10 protein-coding genes, 6 tRNA genes and 3 rRNA genes are annotated in these 15,440 nt (G+C 57.1%); 17 read left to right on the forward strand and 2 right to left on the reverse strand.

Annotation, left to right across the window (positions count from 1 at the left end):
* Positions 1–70: 70 nt before the first annotated feature.
* Positions 71–421 carry an iron-sulfur cluster insertion protein ErpA gene (gene erpA, locus AT700_RS03245; protein WP_003085254.1) on the forward strand — a complete coding sequence of 117 codons (351 nt, stop codon included), beginning with the start codon at positions 71–73 and terminating at the stop codon, positions 419–421.
* Positions 422–474: 53 nt separating this feature from the next.
* Here erpA and AT700_RS03250 read toward each other — a convergent pair whose 3' ends face one another.
* Positions 475–1,566: an anhydro-N-acetylmuramic acid kinase gene (locus AT700_RS03250; protein WP_048520740.1), complete on the reverse strand. Its 1,092-nt coding sequence runs from the start codon at positions 1,564–1,566 to the stop codon at positions 475–477.
* A gap of 2 nt (positions 1,567–1,568) precedes the next feature.
* Positions 1,569–3,008, reverse strand: a complete 1,440-nt coding sequence (locus AT700_RS03255; protein WP_023081591.1) for a peptidoglycan DD-metalloendopeptidase family protein — start codon at positions 3,006–3,008, stop codon at positions 1,569–1,571.
* A 188-nt stretch (positions 3,009–3,196) separates the two neighbouring features.
* Here AT700_RS03255 and tyrS point away from each other — a divergent pair, with 188 nt between their 5' ends.
* From tyrS to nusG, 16 genes are all read left to right on the forward strand, one after another.
* Positions 3,197–4,396 (forward strand): tyrosine--tRNA ligase, encoded by a 1,200-nt coding sequence (tyrS, locus tag AT700_RS03260; RefSeq protein WP_003101660.1) that lies wholly within the window; start codon positions 3,197–3,199, stop codon positions 4,394–4,396.
* Between the two features lie 539 nt (positions 4,397–4,935).
* Positions 4,936–6,471, forward strand: a 16S ribosomal RNA gene (locus tag AT700_RS03265).
* A gap of 64 nt (positions 6,472–6,535) precedes the next feature.
* A tRNA-Ile gene (locus AT700_RS03270) sits at positions 6,536–6,612 on the forward strand.
* Positions 6,613–6,640: 28 nt separating this feature from the next.
* A tRNA-Ala gene (locus AT700_RS03275) sits at positions 6,641–6,716 on the forward strand.
* A 226-nt stretch (positions 6,717–6,942) separates the two neighbouring features.
* Positions 6,943–9,831 (forward strand): 23S ribosomal RNA (locus AT700_RS03280).
* Between the two features lie 143 nt (positions 9,832–9,974).
* A 5S ribosomal RNA gene (gene rrf, locus AT700_RS03285) occupies positions 9,975–10,090 on the forward strand.
* Together the 16S, 23S and 5S rRNA genes with 2 tRNA genes alongside form the textbook arrangement of a ribosomal RNA operon.
* A 161-nt stretch (positions 10,091–10,251) precedes the next feature.
* On the forward strand, positions 10,252–11,190 hold the full coding sequence (gene birA, locus AT700_RS03290) for a bifunctional biotin--[acetyl-CoA-carboxylase] ligase/biotin operon repressor BirA (RefSeq protein ID WP_014602446.1): 939 nt from the start codon (positions 10,252–10,254) through the stop codon (positions 11,188–11,190).
* Entirely contained in the window at positions 11,187–11,933 is a 747-nt protein-coding gene (locus AT700_RS03295; protein WP_003093768.1) for a pantothenate kinase, read from the forward strand. Before birA ends, AT700_RS03295 begins: the two co-directional genes overlap by 4 nt.
* An 8-nt stretch (positions 11,934–11,941) precedes the next feature.
* Entirely contained in the window at positions 11,942–12,646 is a 705-nt protein-coding gene (locus AT700_RS03300; RefSeq protein ID WP_014602447.1) for an SPOR domain-containing protein, read from the forward strand.
* Between the two features lie 147 nt (positions 12,647–12,793).
* Positions 12,794–12,878: transfer RNA gene (locus tag AT700_RS03305), tRNA-Tyr, on the forward strand.
* 26 nt (positions 12,879–12,904) lie between these two features.
* Positions 12,905–12,978 (forward strand) — tRNA-Gly (locus AT700_RS03310).
* A gap of 19 nt (positions 12,979–12,997) precedes the next feature.
* Positions 12,998–13,073: transfer RNA gene (locus tag AT700_RS03315), tRNA-Thr, on the forward strand.
* Positions 13,074–13,157: 84 nt separating this feature from the next.
* The gene (gene tuf, locus AT700_RS03320; protein ID WP_003115146.1) at positions 13,158–14,351 is read left to right on the forward strand and encodes an elongation factor Tu; all 1,194 of its coding nucleotides are present in this window, start codon (positions 13,158–13,160) and stop codon (positions 14,349–14,351) included.
* 55 nt (positions 14,352–14,406) lie between these two features.
* Positions 14,407–14,482, forward strand: a tRNA-Trp gene (locus AT700_RS03325).
* 45 nt (positions 14,483–14,527) lie between these two features.
* On the forward strand, positions 14,528–14,896 hold the full coding sequence (gene secE / locus AT700_RS03330) for a preprotein translocase subunit SecE (RefSeq protein WP_003108030.1): 369 nt from the start codon (positions 14,528–14,530) through the stop codon (positions 14,894–14,896).
* Between the two features lie 9 nt (positions 14,897–14,905).
* Entirely contained in the window at positions 14,906–15,439 is a 534-nt protein-coding gene (gene nusG / locus AT700_RS03335) for a transcription termination/antitermination protein NusG (protein ID WP_003108028.1), read from the forward strand.
* Position 15,440 lies beyond the last annotated feature (1 nt).

A 15,440-nucleotide genomic window follows, 5' to 3' on the forward strand; every position in this document is an offset into this window, starting at 1 on the left:
TTTTTCTGGGACAAGAGGATAATGGGCGTAATGTTGTAACGCACGGCCTCAAGCCGGGAGATTCGGAAACATGAGCATCGAGACCTTCACCCCTACGCCCCTGCTCTTTACCCCAGGCGCAGCCAACAAGGTGAAGACGTTGATTGACGAAGAGGGCAATCCTCGCCTGAAACTGCGTGTATTCGTCACCGGCGGCGGTTGCTCGGGCTTCCAGTATGGCTTCACCTTCGACGAAGATATCGCCGATGACGATACCGTGATCGAGCGCGATGGCGTGGGCCTGGTGGTGGACCCGATGAGCTTCCAGTACCTGGCGGGCTCGGAAGTCGACTACCAGGAAGGCCTGGAAGGTTCGAGGTTCGTCATCAAGAACCCGAACGCCGCCACGACTTGCGGTTGCGGACAGTCGTTCTCGATCTGACGTCGATGGGGCCGCTACGAAAACGCCGCGCTTATATGCGCGGCGTTTTCGTTTCAGGCGGGATACAGCGCGCCCAGAGTTCTGGGACCGAGCGCACCGGTCACATCAGGGCAGTTGCCGGGCAGGCGCTCGAGAAACCGATGGGCTAGCCAGGCGAATGCCATGCCCTCCATCCAGGCAGGGGGAATGCCGTATTCGTCGGTACTGGCGACCCGAGCTTCGGGCATCAGCATGGCCAGGCGCTTCATCAGCGCCGTATTGAAGGCGCCGCCGCCGCATACCAGCACCTCTTCGCAGTCCGGCTGGGCGTCCAGCAGCGATTCGCTGATGCTGCGCGCGCTCAGTTCCAGCAGGGTTGCCTGGATATCCGCTGCCGGCAAGGCAGGGTGACGAGCCAGGTGCTCCTGCAGCCAGGGCAGGTTGAAGCGCTCGCGCCCGGTACTCTTGGGGCCACGCGCGGCGAAGAATTCATCCGCCAGCAGGCTTGCCAGCAGTGCGTGGTTCACCTGGCCGCTGGCGGCCCACGCACCGTCCCGGTCGAAATGTTCGCCGCGCTGGTGATGAATCCAGGCGTCCATCAGCACGTTGCCCGGGCCGCAGTCGAAGCCGCGTACCGGCTTTCCGGGGCTGAGCAGCGAAACGTTGCTGAAGCCACCGATGTTCAGGACCGCCCTGGAGGCGTCATCATCGCCAAACAGCGCCTGATGGAAGGCCGGTACCAGCGGGGCGCCCTGGCCGCCGGCTGCGACGTCGCGGCGGCGGAAGTCGGCGACGACATCGATGCCGGTCAGCTCCGCCAGCAGGGCGGGGTTGCCGATCTGCACCGTGAAGTGGCGAGCGGGTTCATGCCGGATGGTTTGACCGTGACTGCCGATGGCACGGACTCCGTCGGGGCTCATCTGCTGCTGGAGCAGCAGTTCGCGCACGCCCTGTGCTGCAAGGGCGACCCAGCGTTGCTCGACTTCGGCGGCGCGGGCGATTTCATCGGGTCCGGGGACGCACAGGGCGAGGATGTCTTCGCGCAGCCCGGCCGGCATGGGTAGGTAATGGGAAGCGAGCAAGGTGGTGCGATCACCTTGCTCGATCAGGACGATGTCCATGCCGTCCAGGCTGGTTCCGGACATCAACCCCAGGTAGCGCGGCACGATCAGCGCTGCTTGTTCAGGGCCAGGAGGGTTTTCTTCTCCTGATCCATGCGCGCGATCATCGGCTGGGTCTGCGCAATGAAGCGCTTGCGATCTGCGCCACCGAGCGGGTCCGCCATGGGCAGCTTGGCACTCAGCGGATCGACGTGACGGCCATTGATCTGGAACTCGTAGTGCAGGTGCGGGCCGGTGGCCAGGCCCGTCATGCCCACGTAACCGATGATCTGGCCCTGCTTCACGCTGGTACCGGCGCGGATACCCTTGGCGAAGCGGCTCATGTGTCCGTAGATGGTCCGATAGCGCTGGCCGTGCTGGATCACCACGGCGTTGCCGTAGCCCCCCTTGCGTCCGGCTTCGAGGATCTTGCCGTCTCCGGTGGCCTTGATCGGTGTGCCGATGGGGGCAGCGTAGTCGACGCCCTTGTGCGCGCGGATCTTGTTCAGGATCGGGTGGCGGCGGCCCAGGGAGAAGCGCGAGCTGATGCGGGCGAAATCCACCGGCGTACGGATGAATGCCTTGCGCATGCTGGAGCCGTCGGCGCGGTAGTAGCTGGTATTGCCCTGCTTGTTGGTATAGCGCACGGCGGTGTAGGTCTTGCCACGGTTGACGAAGCGGGCGGCGAGGATATTGCCGGTCGCCACTTGCTTGCCGTTGACCTTGTGTTGTTCGTAGATCACGTCGAACTCGTCGCCTTCACGCAGATCGAGGGCGAAGTCGATGTCGTAGCCGAAGATGTTCGACAGCGACGTGACCAGGTTATAGGGCAGGCCGGCGTTACGACCGGCAACGAACAGCGAGCTGGTGATGCGGCCATGGGCATAGGCGGTATGCAGGTCGATCTGGGCCTTCTCGCGTTTGAAGGAGTAGCCCTTGTCGGTCTTGTCCAGGCCGATGGTCTCGAGTTCGCTCTGCTTGACTCGCAGCGCCTGCAGCTCTCCTTTGGGGTCGAGCTTGAGCTTGACCTCCTGGCCGACCTTCAGATGGGTGAAGCGCTTGGCATCCTTGCTGCTGGTCAGCATGTCGTGCATGGCCGAGGTGGAAAGGCCTGCCTTGGTGAATACGGTCGACAGCGTATCGCCACTGGCGACGGTGATGGTCTTCCACTCGGGATCGACGGGCTTGGTGTCGGCATCGGCTACAGATGTGCCCGGTTTGTCCGAGTCTTGCTCGGCGGTGTTGTCGTCGGAGGCGCCTTCTACCTGAGCGAAAGGCGTGCCTTCGTCGCTGGAATTGGTGACCGATTGCGGCAGGAGGTCGTCTTTCTCCTGAAGGAGGCGATCGGTGTTGCTTTCAAGCTCCAGATTGAGCGTGGTCCTCTTGGCCTCGACTTCGCTCGAGGGGAACACCAGTAGTGCCAAACTGAGGAGCGCTGCAACACCGCTGGCGGCCAACAAGTGGCTTTTCGGGTAATACGGCGGCGCTTTCTGATCGGATTGCGTCATGGCGTGATTGGTGTTTTTGGATTGTGAATAAATAACTGCCTAAAATATAACCAAAATCTCCTTGAATCAAGCCAAAAGTCGCGTCTGGCCTGGCTCCGTCCCCCTGACGGTCGGCAAAATTTGTTTTTAGTCTGCGATCTTGTATGGTTGGTTCCCTTTCGATTTTGGCAATTGGGCAGAACCTGTAAATGAAGTCGGTTGAAGAGCAGCTGGCGCTGATCCAGCGCGGTGCAGACGAGATCCTGGTAGAGGCGGAACTGGTGGCCAAGCTGAAGCGTGGCCAGCCCTTGCGGATCAAGGCCGGCTTCGACCCGACCGCTCCCGATCTGCATCTTGGCCATACCGTGCTTATTAATAAGCTGCGCCAGTTCCAGGACCTGGGGCATCAGGTGATCTTCCTCATCGGCGACTTCACTGGGATGATTGGTGACCCCAGTGGGAAAAGTGTTACCCGTCCTCCCCTGACGCGCGAGCAGGTTCTGGAGAATGCGGAGACGTACAAGTCCCAGGTCTTCAAGATCCTCGACCCGGCCAAGACCGAAGTAGCCTTCAATTCCACCTGGATGGACCAACTGACCCCGGCTGACTTCATTCGTCTTGCCTCTCAGTACACCGTTGCGCGGATGCTGGAGCGCGATGACTTTAGCAAGCGCTATGCCAGCAATCAGCCCATCGCTATCCATGAGTTCCTCTATCCGCTGGTCCAGGGCTATGACTCCGTCGCGCTGAAGGCGGACGTCGAGTTGGGTGGCACCGACCAGAAGTTCAACCTGCTGATGGGGCGCGAGCTGCAGCGTGCCTATGGCCAGGAGGCCCAGGTGATCCTGACCATGCCGTTGCTGGAAGGGCTGGATGGCGTGAAGAAGATGTCCAAGTCGCTGGGCAACTATATTGGTATCCAGGAAGCGCCGGGTGTCATGTACAGCAAGCTGGTCTCCATTCCTGACACGCTGATGTGGCGTTACTTCGAACTGCTCAGCTTCCGTTCCCTGGATGAGATCGATAGCTTCCGCAAGGACGTCGAGGCGGGCGCCAACCCGCGTGACATCAAGATCAAGCTGGCCGAGGAGATCGTCGCCCGCTTCCATGGCGAGGAGGCGGCGGCGAGCGCACACAAGTCGGCCGGCAATCGCCTGAAGGATGGCGAGCTGCCGGAAGACCTGCCGGAGATCGAGCTGTCGTCCCCCGAGGATATGCCCGTTGCCTCTGTCCTTAATAAGGCGGGGTTGGTGAAGAATGCGGCTGCGGCTCGCGATCTCCTGGGTGCCGGCAGCGTCAAGGTGGATGGGCAGGTCGTCGACCGCACCTTCATGCTGGCGCTGGGTGAGACCCGTGTGTTCCAGGCAGGGAAGAAGGCTTTCGCGCGCATCACGCTGAAGGCTGAATAATTCTTTCAAATAAGTGTTGACGCCAGTTTCTATCTCCCTATAATGCGCACCACTCCCGGCGACGACGAAGAGTAAATGCTTGTAAATCAAGGATTTACGGATTCTCTCCCAGGGGTGGTGAAGCGCTCCGGCAGGTTGTTCGCCGCAGCGGTTCGGTCCCGAAAGGGGCTCGAAACGAAGCTTCACCGAGGTGCTTGACAGCGAATTTGAACGCTGTAGAATGCGCCTCCCGCTGATCGGAAGATGGTTTGAAGGTCGGCGCAAGCGGTTGAGTAGAAAAGAAAATTTTCGAAAATAACGCTTGACGGAACGAGAGGTTGCTGTAGAATGCGCGGCCTCGGTTGAGACGAAAGCCTTGACCAACTGCTCTTTAACAAGTCGAATCAAGCAATTCGTGTGGGTGCTTGTGATGTAAGACTGGTGATCGCAAGATTATCAGCAACGCAAGTAACACTCGTGAATTCGAGAGTTTTATCTCTTTTTAAGAGAATGCGATTGCTGAGCCAAGTTTAGGGTTTTCTCAAAACCCAAGCAGTATTGAACTGAAGAGTTTGATCATGGCTCAGATTGAACGCTGGCGGCAGGCCTAACACATGCAAGTCGAGCGGATGAAGGGAGCTTGCTCCTGGATTCAGCGGCGGACGGGTGAGTAATGCCTAGGAATCTGCCTGGTAGTGGGGGATAACGTCCGGAAACGGGCGCTAATACCGCATACGTCCTGAGGGAGAAAGTGGGGGATCTTCGGACCTCACGCTATCAGATGAGCCTAGGTCGGATTAGCTAGTTGGTGGGGTAAAGGCCTACCAAGGCGACGATCCGTAACTGGTCTGAGAGGATGATCAGTCACACTGGAACTGAGACACGGTCCAGACTCCTACGGGAGGCAGCAGTGGGGAATATTGGACAATGGGCGAAAGCCTGATCCAGCCATGCCGCGTGTGTGAAGAAGGTCTTCGGATTGTAAAGCACTTTAAGTTGGGAGGAAGGGCAGTAAGTTAATACCTTGCTGTTTTGACGTTACCAACAGAATAAGCACCGGCTAACTTCGTGCCAGCAGCCGCGGTAATACGAAGGGTGCAAGCGTTAATCGGAATTACTGGGCGTAAAGCGCGCGTAGGTGGTTCAGCAAGTTGGATGTGAAATCCCCGGGCTCAACCTGGGAACTGCATCCAAAACTACTGAGCTAGAGTACGGTAGAGGGTGGTGGAATTTCCTGTGTAGCGGTGAAATGCGTAGATATAGGAAGGAACACCAGTGGCGAAGGCGACCACCTGGACTGATACTGACACTGAGGTGCGAAAGCGTGGGGAGCAAACAGGATTAGATACCCTGGTAGTCCACGCCGTAAACGATGTCGACTAGCCGTTGGGATCCTTGAGATCTTAGTGGCGCAGCTAACGCGATAAGTCGACCGCCTGGGGAGTACGGCCGCAAGGTTAAAACTCAAATGAATTGACGGGGGCCCGCACAAGCGGTGGAGCATGTGGTTTAATTCGAAGCAACGCGAAGAACCTTACCTGGCCTTGACATGCTGAGAACTTTCCAGAGATGGATTGGTGCCTTCGGGAACTCAGACACAGGTGCTGCATGGCTGTCGTCAGCTCGTGTCGTGAGATGTTGGGTTAAGTCCCGTAACGAGCGCAACCCTTGTCCTTAGTTACCAGCACCTCGGGTGGGCACTCTAAGGAGACTGCCGGTGACAAACCGGAGGAAGGTGGGGATGACGTCAAGTCATCATGGCCCTTACGGCCAGGGCTACACACGTGCTACAATGGTCGGTACAAAGGGTTGCCAAGCCGCGAGGTGGAGCTAATCCCATAAAACCGATCGTAGTCCGGATCGCAGTCTGCAACTCGACTGCGTGAAGTCGGAATCGCTAGTAATCGTGAATCAGAATGTCACGGTGAATACGTTCCCGGGCCTTGTACACACCGCCCGTCACACCATGGGAGTGGGTTGCTCCAGAAGTAGCTAGTCTAACCGCAAGGGGGACGGTTACCACGGAGTGATTCATGACTGGGGTGAAGTCGTAACAAGGTAGCCGTAGGGGAACCTGCGGCTGGATCACCTCCTTAATCGAAGATCTCAGCTTCTTCATAAGCTCCCACACGAATTGCTTGATTCACTGGTTAGACGATTGGGTCTGTAGCTCAGTTGGTTAGAGCGCACCCCTGATAAGGGTGAGGTCGGCAGTTCGAATCTGCCCAGACCCACCAATTGTTGGTGTGCTGCGTGATCCGATACGGGGCCATAGCTCAGCTGGGAGAGCGCCTGCTTTGCACGCAGGAGGTCAGGAGTTCGATCCTCCTTGGCTCCACCATCTAAAACAATCGTCGAAAGCTCAGAAATGAATGTTCGTAGATGAACATTGATTTCTGGTCTTTGCACCAGAACTGTTCTTTAAAAATTCGGGTATGTGATAGAAGTAAGACTGAATGATCTCTTTCACTGGTGATCATTCAAGTCAAGGTAAAATTTGCGAGTTCAAGCGCGAATTTTCGGCGAATGTCGTCTTCACAGTATAACCAGATTGCTTGGGGTTATATGGTCAAGTGAAGAAGCGCATACGGTGGATGCCTTGGCAGTCAGAGGCGATGAAAGACGTGGTAGCCTGCGAAAAGCTTCGGGAGTCGGCAAACAGACTTTGATCCGGAGATCTCTGAATGGGGGAACCCACCTAGGATAACCTAGGTATCTTGTACTGAATCCATAGGTGCAAGAGGCGAACCAGGGGAACTGAAACATCTAAGTACCCTGAGGAAAAGAAATCAACCGAGATTCCCTTAGTAGTGGCGAGCGAACGGGGATTAGCCCTTAAGCTTCATTGATTTTAGCGGAACGCTCTGGAAAGTGCGGCCATAGTGGGTGATAGCCCCGTACGCGAAAGGATCTTTGAAGTGAAATCGAGTAGGACGGAGCACGAGAAACTTTGTCTGAACATGGGGGGACCATCCTCCAAGGCTAAATACTACTGACTGACCGATAGTGAACCAGTACCGTGAGGGAAAGGCGAAAAGAACCCCGGAGAGGGGAGTGAAATAGAACCTGAAACCGTATGCGTACAAGCAGTGGAGCCTACTTGTTAGGTGACTGCGTACCTTTTGTATAATGGGTCAGCGACTTATATTCAGTGGCAAGCTTAACCGTATAGGGTAGGCGTAGCGAAAGCGAGTCTTAATAGGGCGTTTAGTCGCTGGGTATAGACCCGAAACCGGGCGATCTATCCATGAGCAGGTTGAAGGTTAGGTAACACTGACTGGAGGACCGAACCCACTCCCGTTGAAAAGGTAGGGGATGACTTGTGGATCGGAGTGAAAGGCTAATCAAGCTCGGAGATAGCTGGTTCTCCTCGAAAGCTATTTAGGTAGCGCCTCATGTATCACTCTGGGGGGTAGAGCACTGTTTCGGCTAGGGGGTCATCCCGACTTACCAAACCGATGCAAACTCCGAATACCCAGAAGTGCCGAGCATGGGAGACACACGGCGGGTGCTAACGTCCGTCGTGAAAAGGGAAACAACCCAGACCGCCAGCTAAGGTCCCAAAGTTGTGGTTAAGTGGTAAACGATGTGGGAAGGCTTAGACAGCTAGGAGGTTGGCTTAGAAGCAGCCATCCTTTAAAGAAAGCGTAATAGCTCACTAGTCGAGTCGGCCTGCGCGGAAGATGTAACGGGGCTCAAACCACACACCGAAGCTGCGGGTGTCACGTAAGTGACGCGGTAGAGGAGCGTTCTGTAAGCCTGTGAAGGTGAGTTGAGAAGCTTGCTGGAGGTATCAGAAGTGCGAATGCTGACATGAGTAACGACAATGGGTGTGAAAAACACCCACGCCGAAAGACCAAGGGTTCCTGCGCAACGTTAATCGACGCAGGGTTAGTCGGTTCCTAAGGCGAGGCTGAAAAGCGTAGTCGATGGGAAACAGGTTAATATTCCTGTACTTCTGGTTACTGCGATGGAGGGACGGAGAAGGCTAGGCCAGCTTGGCGTTGGTTGTCCAAGTTTAAGGTGGTAGGCTGAAATCTTAGGTAAATCCGGGGTTTCAAGGCCGAGAGCTGATGACGAGTCGTCTTTTAGATGACGAAGTGGTTGATGCCATGCTTCCAAGAAAAGCTTCTAAGCTTCAGGTAACCAGGAACCGTACCCCAAACCGACACAGGTGGTCGGGTAGAGAATACCAAGGCGCTTGAGAGAACTCGGGTGAAGGAACTAGGCAAAATGGCACCGTAACTTCGGGAGAAGGTGCGCCGGCTAGGGTGAAGGATTTACTCCGTAAGCTCTGGCTGGTCGAAGATACCAGGCCGCTGCGACTGTTTATTAAAAACACAGCACTCTGCAAACACGAAAGTGGACGTATAGGGTGTGACGCCTGCCCGGTGCCGGAAGGTTAATTGATGGGGTTAGCGCAAGCGAAGCTCTTGATCGAAGCCCCGGTAAACGGCGGCCGTAACTATAACGGTCCTAAGGTAGCGAAATTCCTTGTCGGGTAAGTTCCGACCTGCACGAATGGCGTAACGATGGCGGCGCTGTCTCCACCCGAGACTCAGTGAAATTGAAATCGCTGTGAAGATGCAGTGTATCCGCGGCTAGACGGAAAGACCCCGTGAACCTTTACTGTAGCTTTGCACTGGACTTTGAGCCTGCTTGTGTAGGATAGGTGGGAGGCTTTGAAGCGTGGACGCCAGTTCGCGTGGAGCCATCCTTGAAATACCACCCTGGCATGCTTGAGGTTCTAACTCTGGTCCGTGATCCGGATCGAGGACAGTGTATGGTGGGCAGTTTGACTGGGGCGGTCTCCTCCTAAAGAGTAACGGAGGAGTACGAAGGTGCGCTCAGACCGGTCGGAAATCGGTCGCAGAGTATAAAGGCAAAAGCGCGCTTGACTGCGAGACAGACACGTCGAGCAGGTACGAAAGTAGGTCTTAGTGATCCGGTGGTTCTGTATGGAAGGGCCATCGCTCAACGGATAAAAGGTACTCCGGGGATAACAGGCTGATACCGCCCAAGAGTTCATATCGACGGCGGTGTTTGGCACCTCGATGTCGGCTCATCACATCCTGGGGCTGAAGCCGGTCCCAAGGGTATGGCTGTTCGCCATTTAAAGTGGTACGCGAGCTGGGTTTAGAACGTCGTGAGACAGTTCGGTCCCTATCTGCCGTGGACGTTTGAGATTTGAGAGGGGCTGCTCCTAGTACGAGAGGACCGGAGTGGACGAACCTCTGGTGTTCCGGTTGTCACGCCAGTGGCATTGCCGGGTAGCTATGTTCGGAAAAGATAACCGCTGAAAGCATCTAAGCGGGAAACTTGCCTCAAGATGAGATCTCACTGGGAACTTGATTCCCCTGAAGGGCCGTCGAAGACTACGACGTTGATAGGCTGGGTGTGTAAGCGTTGTGAGGCGTTGAGCTAACCAGTACTAATTGCCCGTGAGGCTTGACCATATAACACCCAAACAATCTGACGATTGTGTGTTGTAAGGTGAAGTCGACGAACCGAAAGTTCGCATGAACCGCAAACACCTTGAAATCACATACCTGAATCCGGATAGACGTAAGCCCAAGCGAACGGATATCCAACCGAATTGCTTGACGATCATAGAGCGTTGGAACCACCTGATCCCTTCCCGAACTCAGAAGTGAAACGACGCATCGCCGATGGTAGTGTGGGGTCTCCCCATGTGAGAGTAGGTCATCGTCAAGCTCCTATCCCAAAACCCCTGGTCAGCGATGACCGGGGGTTTTGCTTTTGCGCGCGGAAAAGTCTGCGAAAATCCGGGGAAAAGGCAGCTATACGGCAGGGCTTTTCGTAGGCAAAGCGCAAGTGCCTCTATATGATGCGTGCCTGGCTAGTGTGGGGCGTCTATGCAGACCTTGCTGAAACTACTTCAAGACGGGCGATTCCACTCCGGTGAGGAGTTGGGGGCAGTACTGGGCATCAGTCGCAGTGCAGTCTGGAAACGCTTGCAGCACCTGGAGGCTGAACATGGCCTGCAGTTCCACAAGGTGCGTGGCCGGGGTTACCGCCTGGCGAGTCCCCTCAGTCTCCTGGATCCGCGGAAGATCGACAGCCTCTGGCCGGTCGAGATCATGCCCACCGTCGATTCGACCAATAGCGAGGCCATGCGCAGGCTCGCGGCTGGAGCCTCGACGCCTTTCGTTATCGTCGCCGAGCAGCAGACTGCCGGGCGTGGACGTCGCGGCCGAGCCTGGGTCAGTCCCTATGGAGAGAACCTCTATTATTCTCTGGCCATTACTGTCAGGGGGGGCGCTCGGGAGCTCGAAGGGTTGAGCCTGGTTGTCGGTCTCGCGGTGCTCCGGGCCCTGGAGTCTTTGGGCGTCCGGGACGCCGGGTTGAAGTGGCCGAACGACCTTCTGCAGGGAGGCAAGAAGATCGCCGGAATTCTCCTGGAGCTGAGTGGCGACCCCGCGGATCTGTGTCATGTCGTTATCGGCATAGGGATCAACGTCAACATGAGGACCGCCACTGATATCGGCCAGCCTTGGACCTCCCTGCGCGAAGCGCTGGGGGAGCTGGTGGATCGTTCGCGGCTGCTTTCTGCTCTCAATCGGCAGCTGGCTGATTATCTCGATAGGCATTCGCGCGAAGGCTTTGCTGCAAGTCGCGAGGAGTGGGAGTCCTGCAATCTCTGGCAGGGTGCCCAGGTCATTCTCTCGACTGCCCTGAGTTCCATCGAGGGTCGTGTGCTGGGTGTCGATAGCCGAGGAGCGCTGCGTCTTGAGGTGGATGGCGTGGAGCAGGGGTTCAGTGGAGGGGAGCTTAGTTTGAGGTTGCGTCAATGATTCTTGAGCTCGACTGTGGAAACTCGCTGATCAAGTGGCGGGTCATCGAGGGGGCGGCGCGGTCGGTCGCCGGTGGCCTTGCGGAGTCCGATGATGCCCTGGTCGAACAGTTAACGTCGCAGCAAGCGCTGCCAGTGCGAGCCTGTCGCCTGGTGAGCGTTCGCAGCGAGCAGGAAACCTCGCAACTGGTCGCACGGTTGGAGCAGCTGTTCCCGGTTTCGGCGCTGGTTGCATCATCCGGCAAGCAGTTGGCGGGTGTGCGCAACGGCTATCTCGATTACCAGCGCCTGGGGCTCGACCGCTGGCTGGCCCTCGTCGCGGCTCATCACCTGGCTAAGAAGGCCTGCCTGGTCATTGATCTGGGGACCGCGGTCACCTCTGACCTGGTCGCGGCGGATGGAGTGCATCTGGGGGGCTACATATGCCCGGGCATGACCCTGATGAGAAGCCAGTTGCGCACCCATACCCGACGTATCCGCTACGACGATGCAGAGGCCCGGCGGGCGCTTGCCAGTCTCCAGCCAGGGCAGGCCACGGCCGAGGCGGTTGAGCGGGGTTGTCTGCTCATGCTCAGGGGGTTCGTTCGTGAGCAGTACGCCATGGCGTGCGAGCTGCTCGGTCCGGATTGTGAAATATTCCTGACGGGTGGGGATGCCGAACTGGTTCGCGACGAACTGGCTGGCGCCCGGATCATGCCGGACCTGGTTTTCGTAGGGCTGGCACTGGCTTGCCCGATTGAGTGAGAGGATCTATGCGCTGGTTCTTCCTGTTTCTCCTGGCCCTGAACGTCTTCTACTACGTCTGGCACCAGCAGCAATCCCCGCTACGGGCCAAGGAAATCGCACCGCTGGAACTCTATAAGGATGGGCAGAAGAACATTCTGCTGTTGGCCGAGAGCAACCTTGCTTCCAGGGCGCGCTCGGGATCGCAGGTGCCGGCGCCGAGTTTGCCTCCGGCTGCCGAAGAGTCGATCGCATCCGAGTCGGCCTGTCTCTATCTTGGCGGAGGCGGTGAGGAGGCGGATGCCCGAAGGTTGCGGCAGCGCCTGCTGGGCCTGGATATCGAGGCGGAGGTCGAGGCCCGTGGGGAGATGAGCGTCGATTACTGGGTCTATCTTCCTCCGCTAGCCTCGCGGGAGGCTGCGCTTCGTCAGTTGAAGGAGCTTCAGGCGCGCAATATCGACAGCTACCTGATTGGCGAGGGAGTGCTGGCCAATGGCATTTCTTTGGGGATGTTTTCCGCGCGGGATTCGGCTGAAAGTGCGCAGGCCCGTCTCAAGACGGCAGGTTACGAGGCGGAGCTGAAGGAATTGCCCCGCGGGCAGCGTGATTTCTGGGTAAGGGTGGCACCCGGCAGCCGGCGTCTGGTGGATGAGCAACTGCTCCAGGAGCTGGCTCGGGACTTCAAGGGATTGCAGCATCAAATAATGTCGTGCAAAGGTGTTGCATCCCCCTGATGGTTTGCATAGAATGGCGCCCGCTTCGCAGGGGGAAGGCTGAAAGACTCCTACCATGAAGTTGCTGTTGAAACCTAAGTTCAGGTTTTTTAAGAGAAAACTCTTGACAGCAAGGTGGCAGACGTAGAGAATGCCGCCCACCAGTTTGGAGGGATTCCCGAGTGGCCAAAGGGATCAGACTGTAAATCTGACGTCATAGACTTCGAAGGTTCGAATCCTTCTCCCTCCACCAGTTTAAAAGCGTGAGCTTCGGGCTCCGCGGGTATAGTTCAGTGGTAGAACCTCAGCCTTCCAAGCTGATGATGCGGGTTCGATTCCCGCTACCCGCTCCAGTCAAGTTGCTTGTGTTTCGCTCATGTAGCTCAGTTGGTAGAGCACACCCTTGGTAAGGGTGAGGTCAGCGGTTCAAATCCGCTCATGAGCTCCATTTATTCAGGGGCAGATATGAAAATATCTGCCCTTGTTCTAATGGTAGCGTGATCCGCTCAATTCCTTGAAGGGGATGGTCTCCATGGCTAAAGAAAAATTTGAACGGAACAAGCCGCACGTCAACGTCGGCACCATCGGTCACGTTGACCATGGCAAGACCACTCTGACCGCTGCACTGACCAAGGTCTGCTCCGACACCTGGGGTGGTTCCGCTCGTGCTTTCGATCAGATCGACAACGCGCCGGAAGAAAAGGCCCGCGGTATCACCATCAACACCTCGCACGTTGAATACGATTCCGCTGTTCGTCACTACGCTCACGTTGACTGCCCCGGTCACGCCGACTACGTGAAGAACATGATCACCGGTGCTGCCCAGATGGACGGCGCGATCCTGGTTTGCTCGGCTGCCGACGGCCCCATGCCGCAGACCCGCGAGCACATCCTGCTGTCCCGCCAGGTAGGCGTTCCCTACATCGTCGTGTTCCTGAACAAGGCCGACATGGTCGACGACGCCGAGCTGCTGGAACTGGTCGAGATGGAAGTTCGCGATCTGCTGAACACCTACGACTTCCCGGGCGACGACACTCCGATCATCATCGGTTCCGCGCTGATGGCGCTGGAAGGCAAGGATGACAACGGCATCGGCGTAAGCGCCGTGCAGAAGCTGGTAGAGACCCTGGACTCCTACATTCCGGAGCCGGTTCGTGCCATCGACCAGCCGTTCCTAATGCCGATCGAAGACGTGTTCTCGATCTCCGGCCGCGGTACCGTGGTAACCGGTCGTGTAGAGCGTGGCATCATCAAGGTCCAGGAAGAAGTGGAAATCGTCGGCATCAAGGCGACCACCAAGACCACCTGCACCGGCGTTGAAATGTTCCGCAAGCTGCTCGACGAAGGTCGTGCTGGTGAAAACGTTGGTATCCTGCTGCGTGGCACCAAGCGTGAAGACGTAGAGCGTGGCCAGGTACTGGCCAAGCCGGGCACCATCAAGCCGCACACCAAGTTCGAGTGCGAAGTGTACGTGCTGTCCAAGGAAGAAGGTGGTCGTCACACCCCGTTCTTCAAGGGCTACCGTCCGCAGTTCTACTTCCGTACCACTGACGTGACCGGTAACTGCGAGCTGCCGGAAGGCGTAGAGATGGTAATGCCGGGCGACAACATCAAGATGGTTGTCACCCTGATCGCTCCGATCGCCATGGAAGATGGCCTGCGCTTCGCGATCCGCGAAGGCGGCCGTACCGTTGGCGCCGGCGTGGTTGCCAAGATCATCGAATAATATCGGTTGATCTTCCCTTCTCAGGCCGGCATAATGGTCGGCCTGATTTTGCTTCAGGCCAGTAGCTCAATTGGCAGAGCGGCGGTCTCCAAAACCGCAGGTTGGGGGTTCGATTCCCTCCTGGCCTGCCAGATTTCCCAAGTAAATCTGGCTTTTCTTCACGAGATTCCTAACAGATGAATGCCAAGGCAGAAGCCAAAGAATCACGTTTTGATCTCTTGAAATGGCTCTTGGTTGCCGTTCTGGTTGTGGTTGCCGTTGTGGGCAATCAGTACTTTTCGGCTCAACCAATCCTGTATCGCGTTCTCGGTATTCTCGTTCTGGCGGTGATCGCTGCTTTCCTGGCTCTGCAAACGGCCAAGGGGCAGGCCTTCTTTAGTCTTGCTAAGGAAGCGCGCGTCGAGATTCGCAAGGTCGTATGGCCGAGTCGTCAAGAAACAACTCAGACCACGCTGATCGTGGTCGCGGTAGTGCTGGTAATGGCGCTGCTGCTGTGGGGGCTCGATTCCCTGCTGGGTTGGTTGGTTTCCATGATTGTAGGTTAAGGGTGCGCCGTGGCTAAGCGTTGGTACGTTGTGCATGCATACTCGGGCTACGAGAAGCATGTCATGCGCTCGCTGATCGAGCGTGTCAAGCTTGCTGGCATGGAAGAAGAGTTCGGCGAGATTCTGGTTCCCACCGAAGAAGTGGTGGAGATGCGGAACGGCCAGAAGCGCAAGAGCGAGCGCAAATTCTTCCCTGGCTATGTGCTGGTTCAGATGGAAATGAACGAAGGTACCTGGCACCTGGTGAAGGATACCCCGCGTGTCATGGGCTTCATCGGCGGGACTGCCGACAAGCCGGCTCCGATCACAGATCGTGAGGCTGATGCAATCCTGCGTCGCGTGGCCGATAGCGGCGACAAGCCCAAGCCGAAGACCCTGTTCGAGCCGGGCGAGACCGTTCGTGTCATCGATGGTCCTTTCGCCGACTTCAATGGTGTCGTCGAAGAAGTTAACTACGAGAAGAGCCGGATCCAAGTGGCCGTGCTCATCTTTGGCCGCTCTACCCCGGTGGAGCTGGAGTTCAGTCAGGTCGAAAAGGTCTAGC

It is taken from the genome of Pseudomonas aeruginosa, from assembly GCF_001457615.1.
Classification (GTDB): domain Bacteria; phylum Pseudomonadota; class Gammaproteobacteria; order Pseudomonadales; family Pseudomonadaceae; genus Pseudomonas; species Pseudomonas aeruginosa.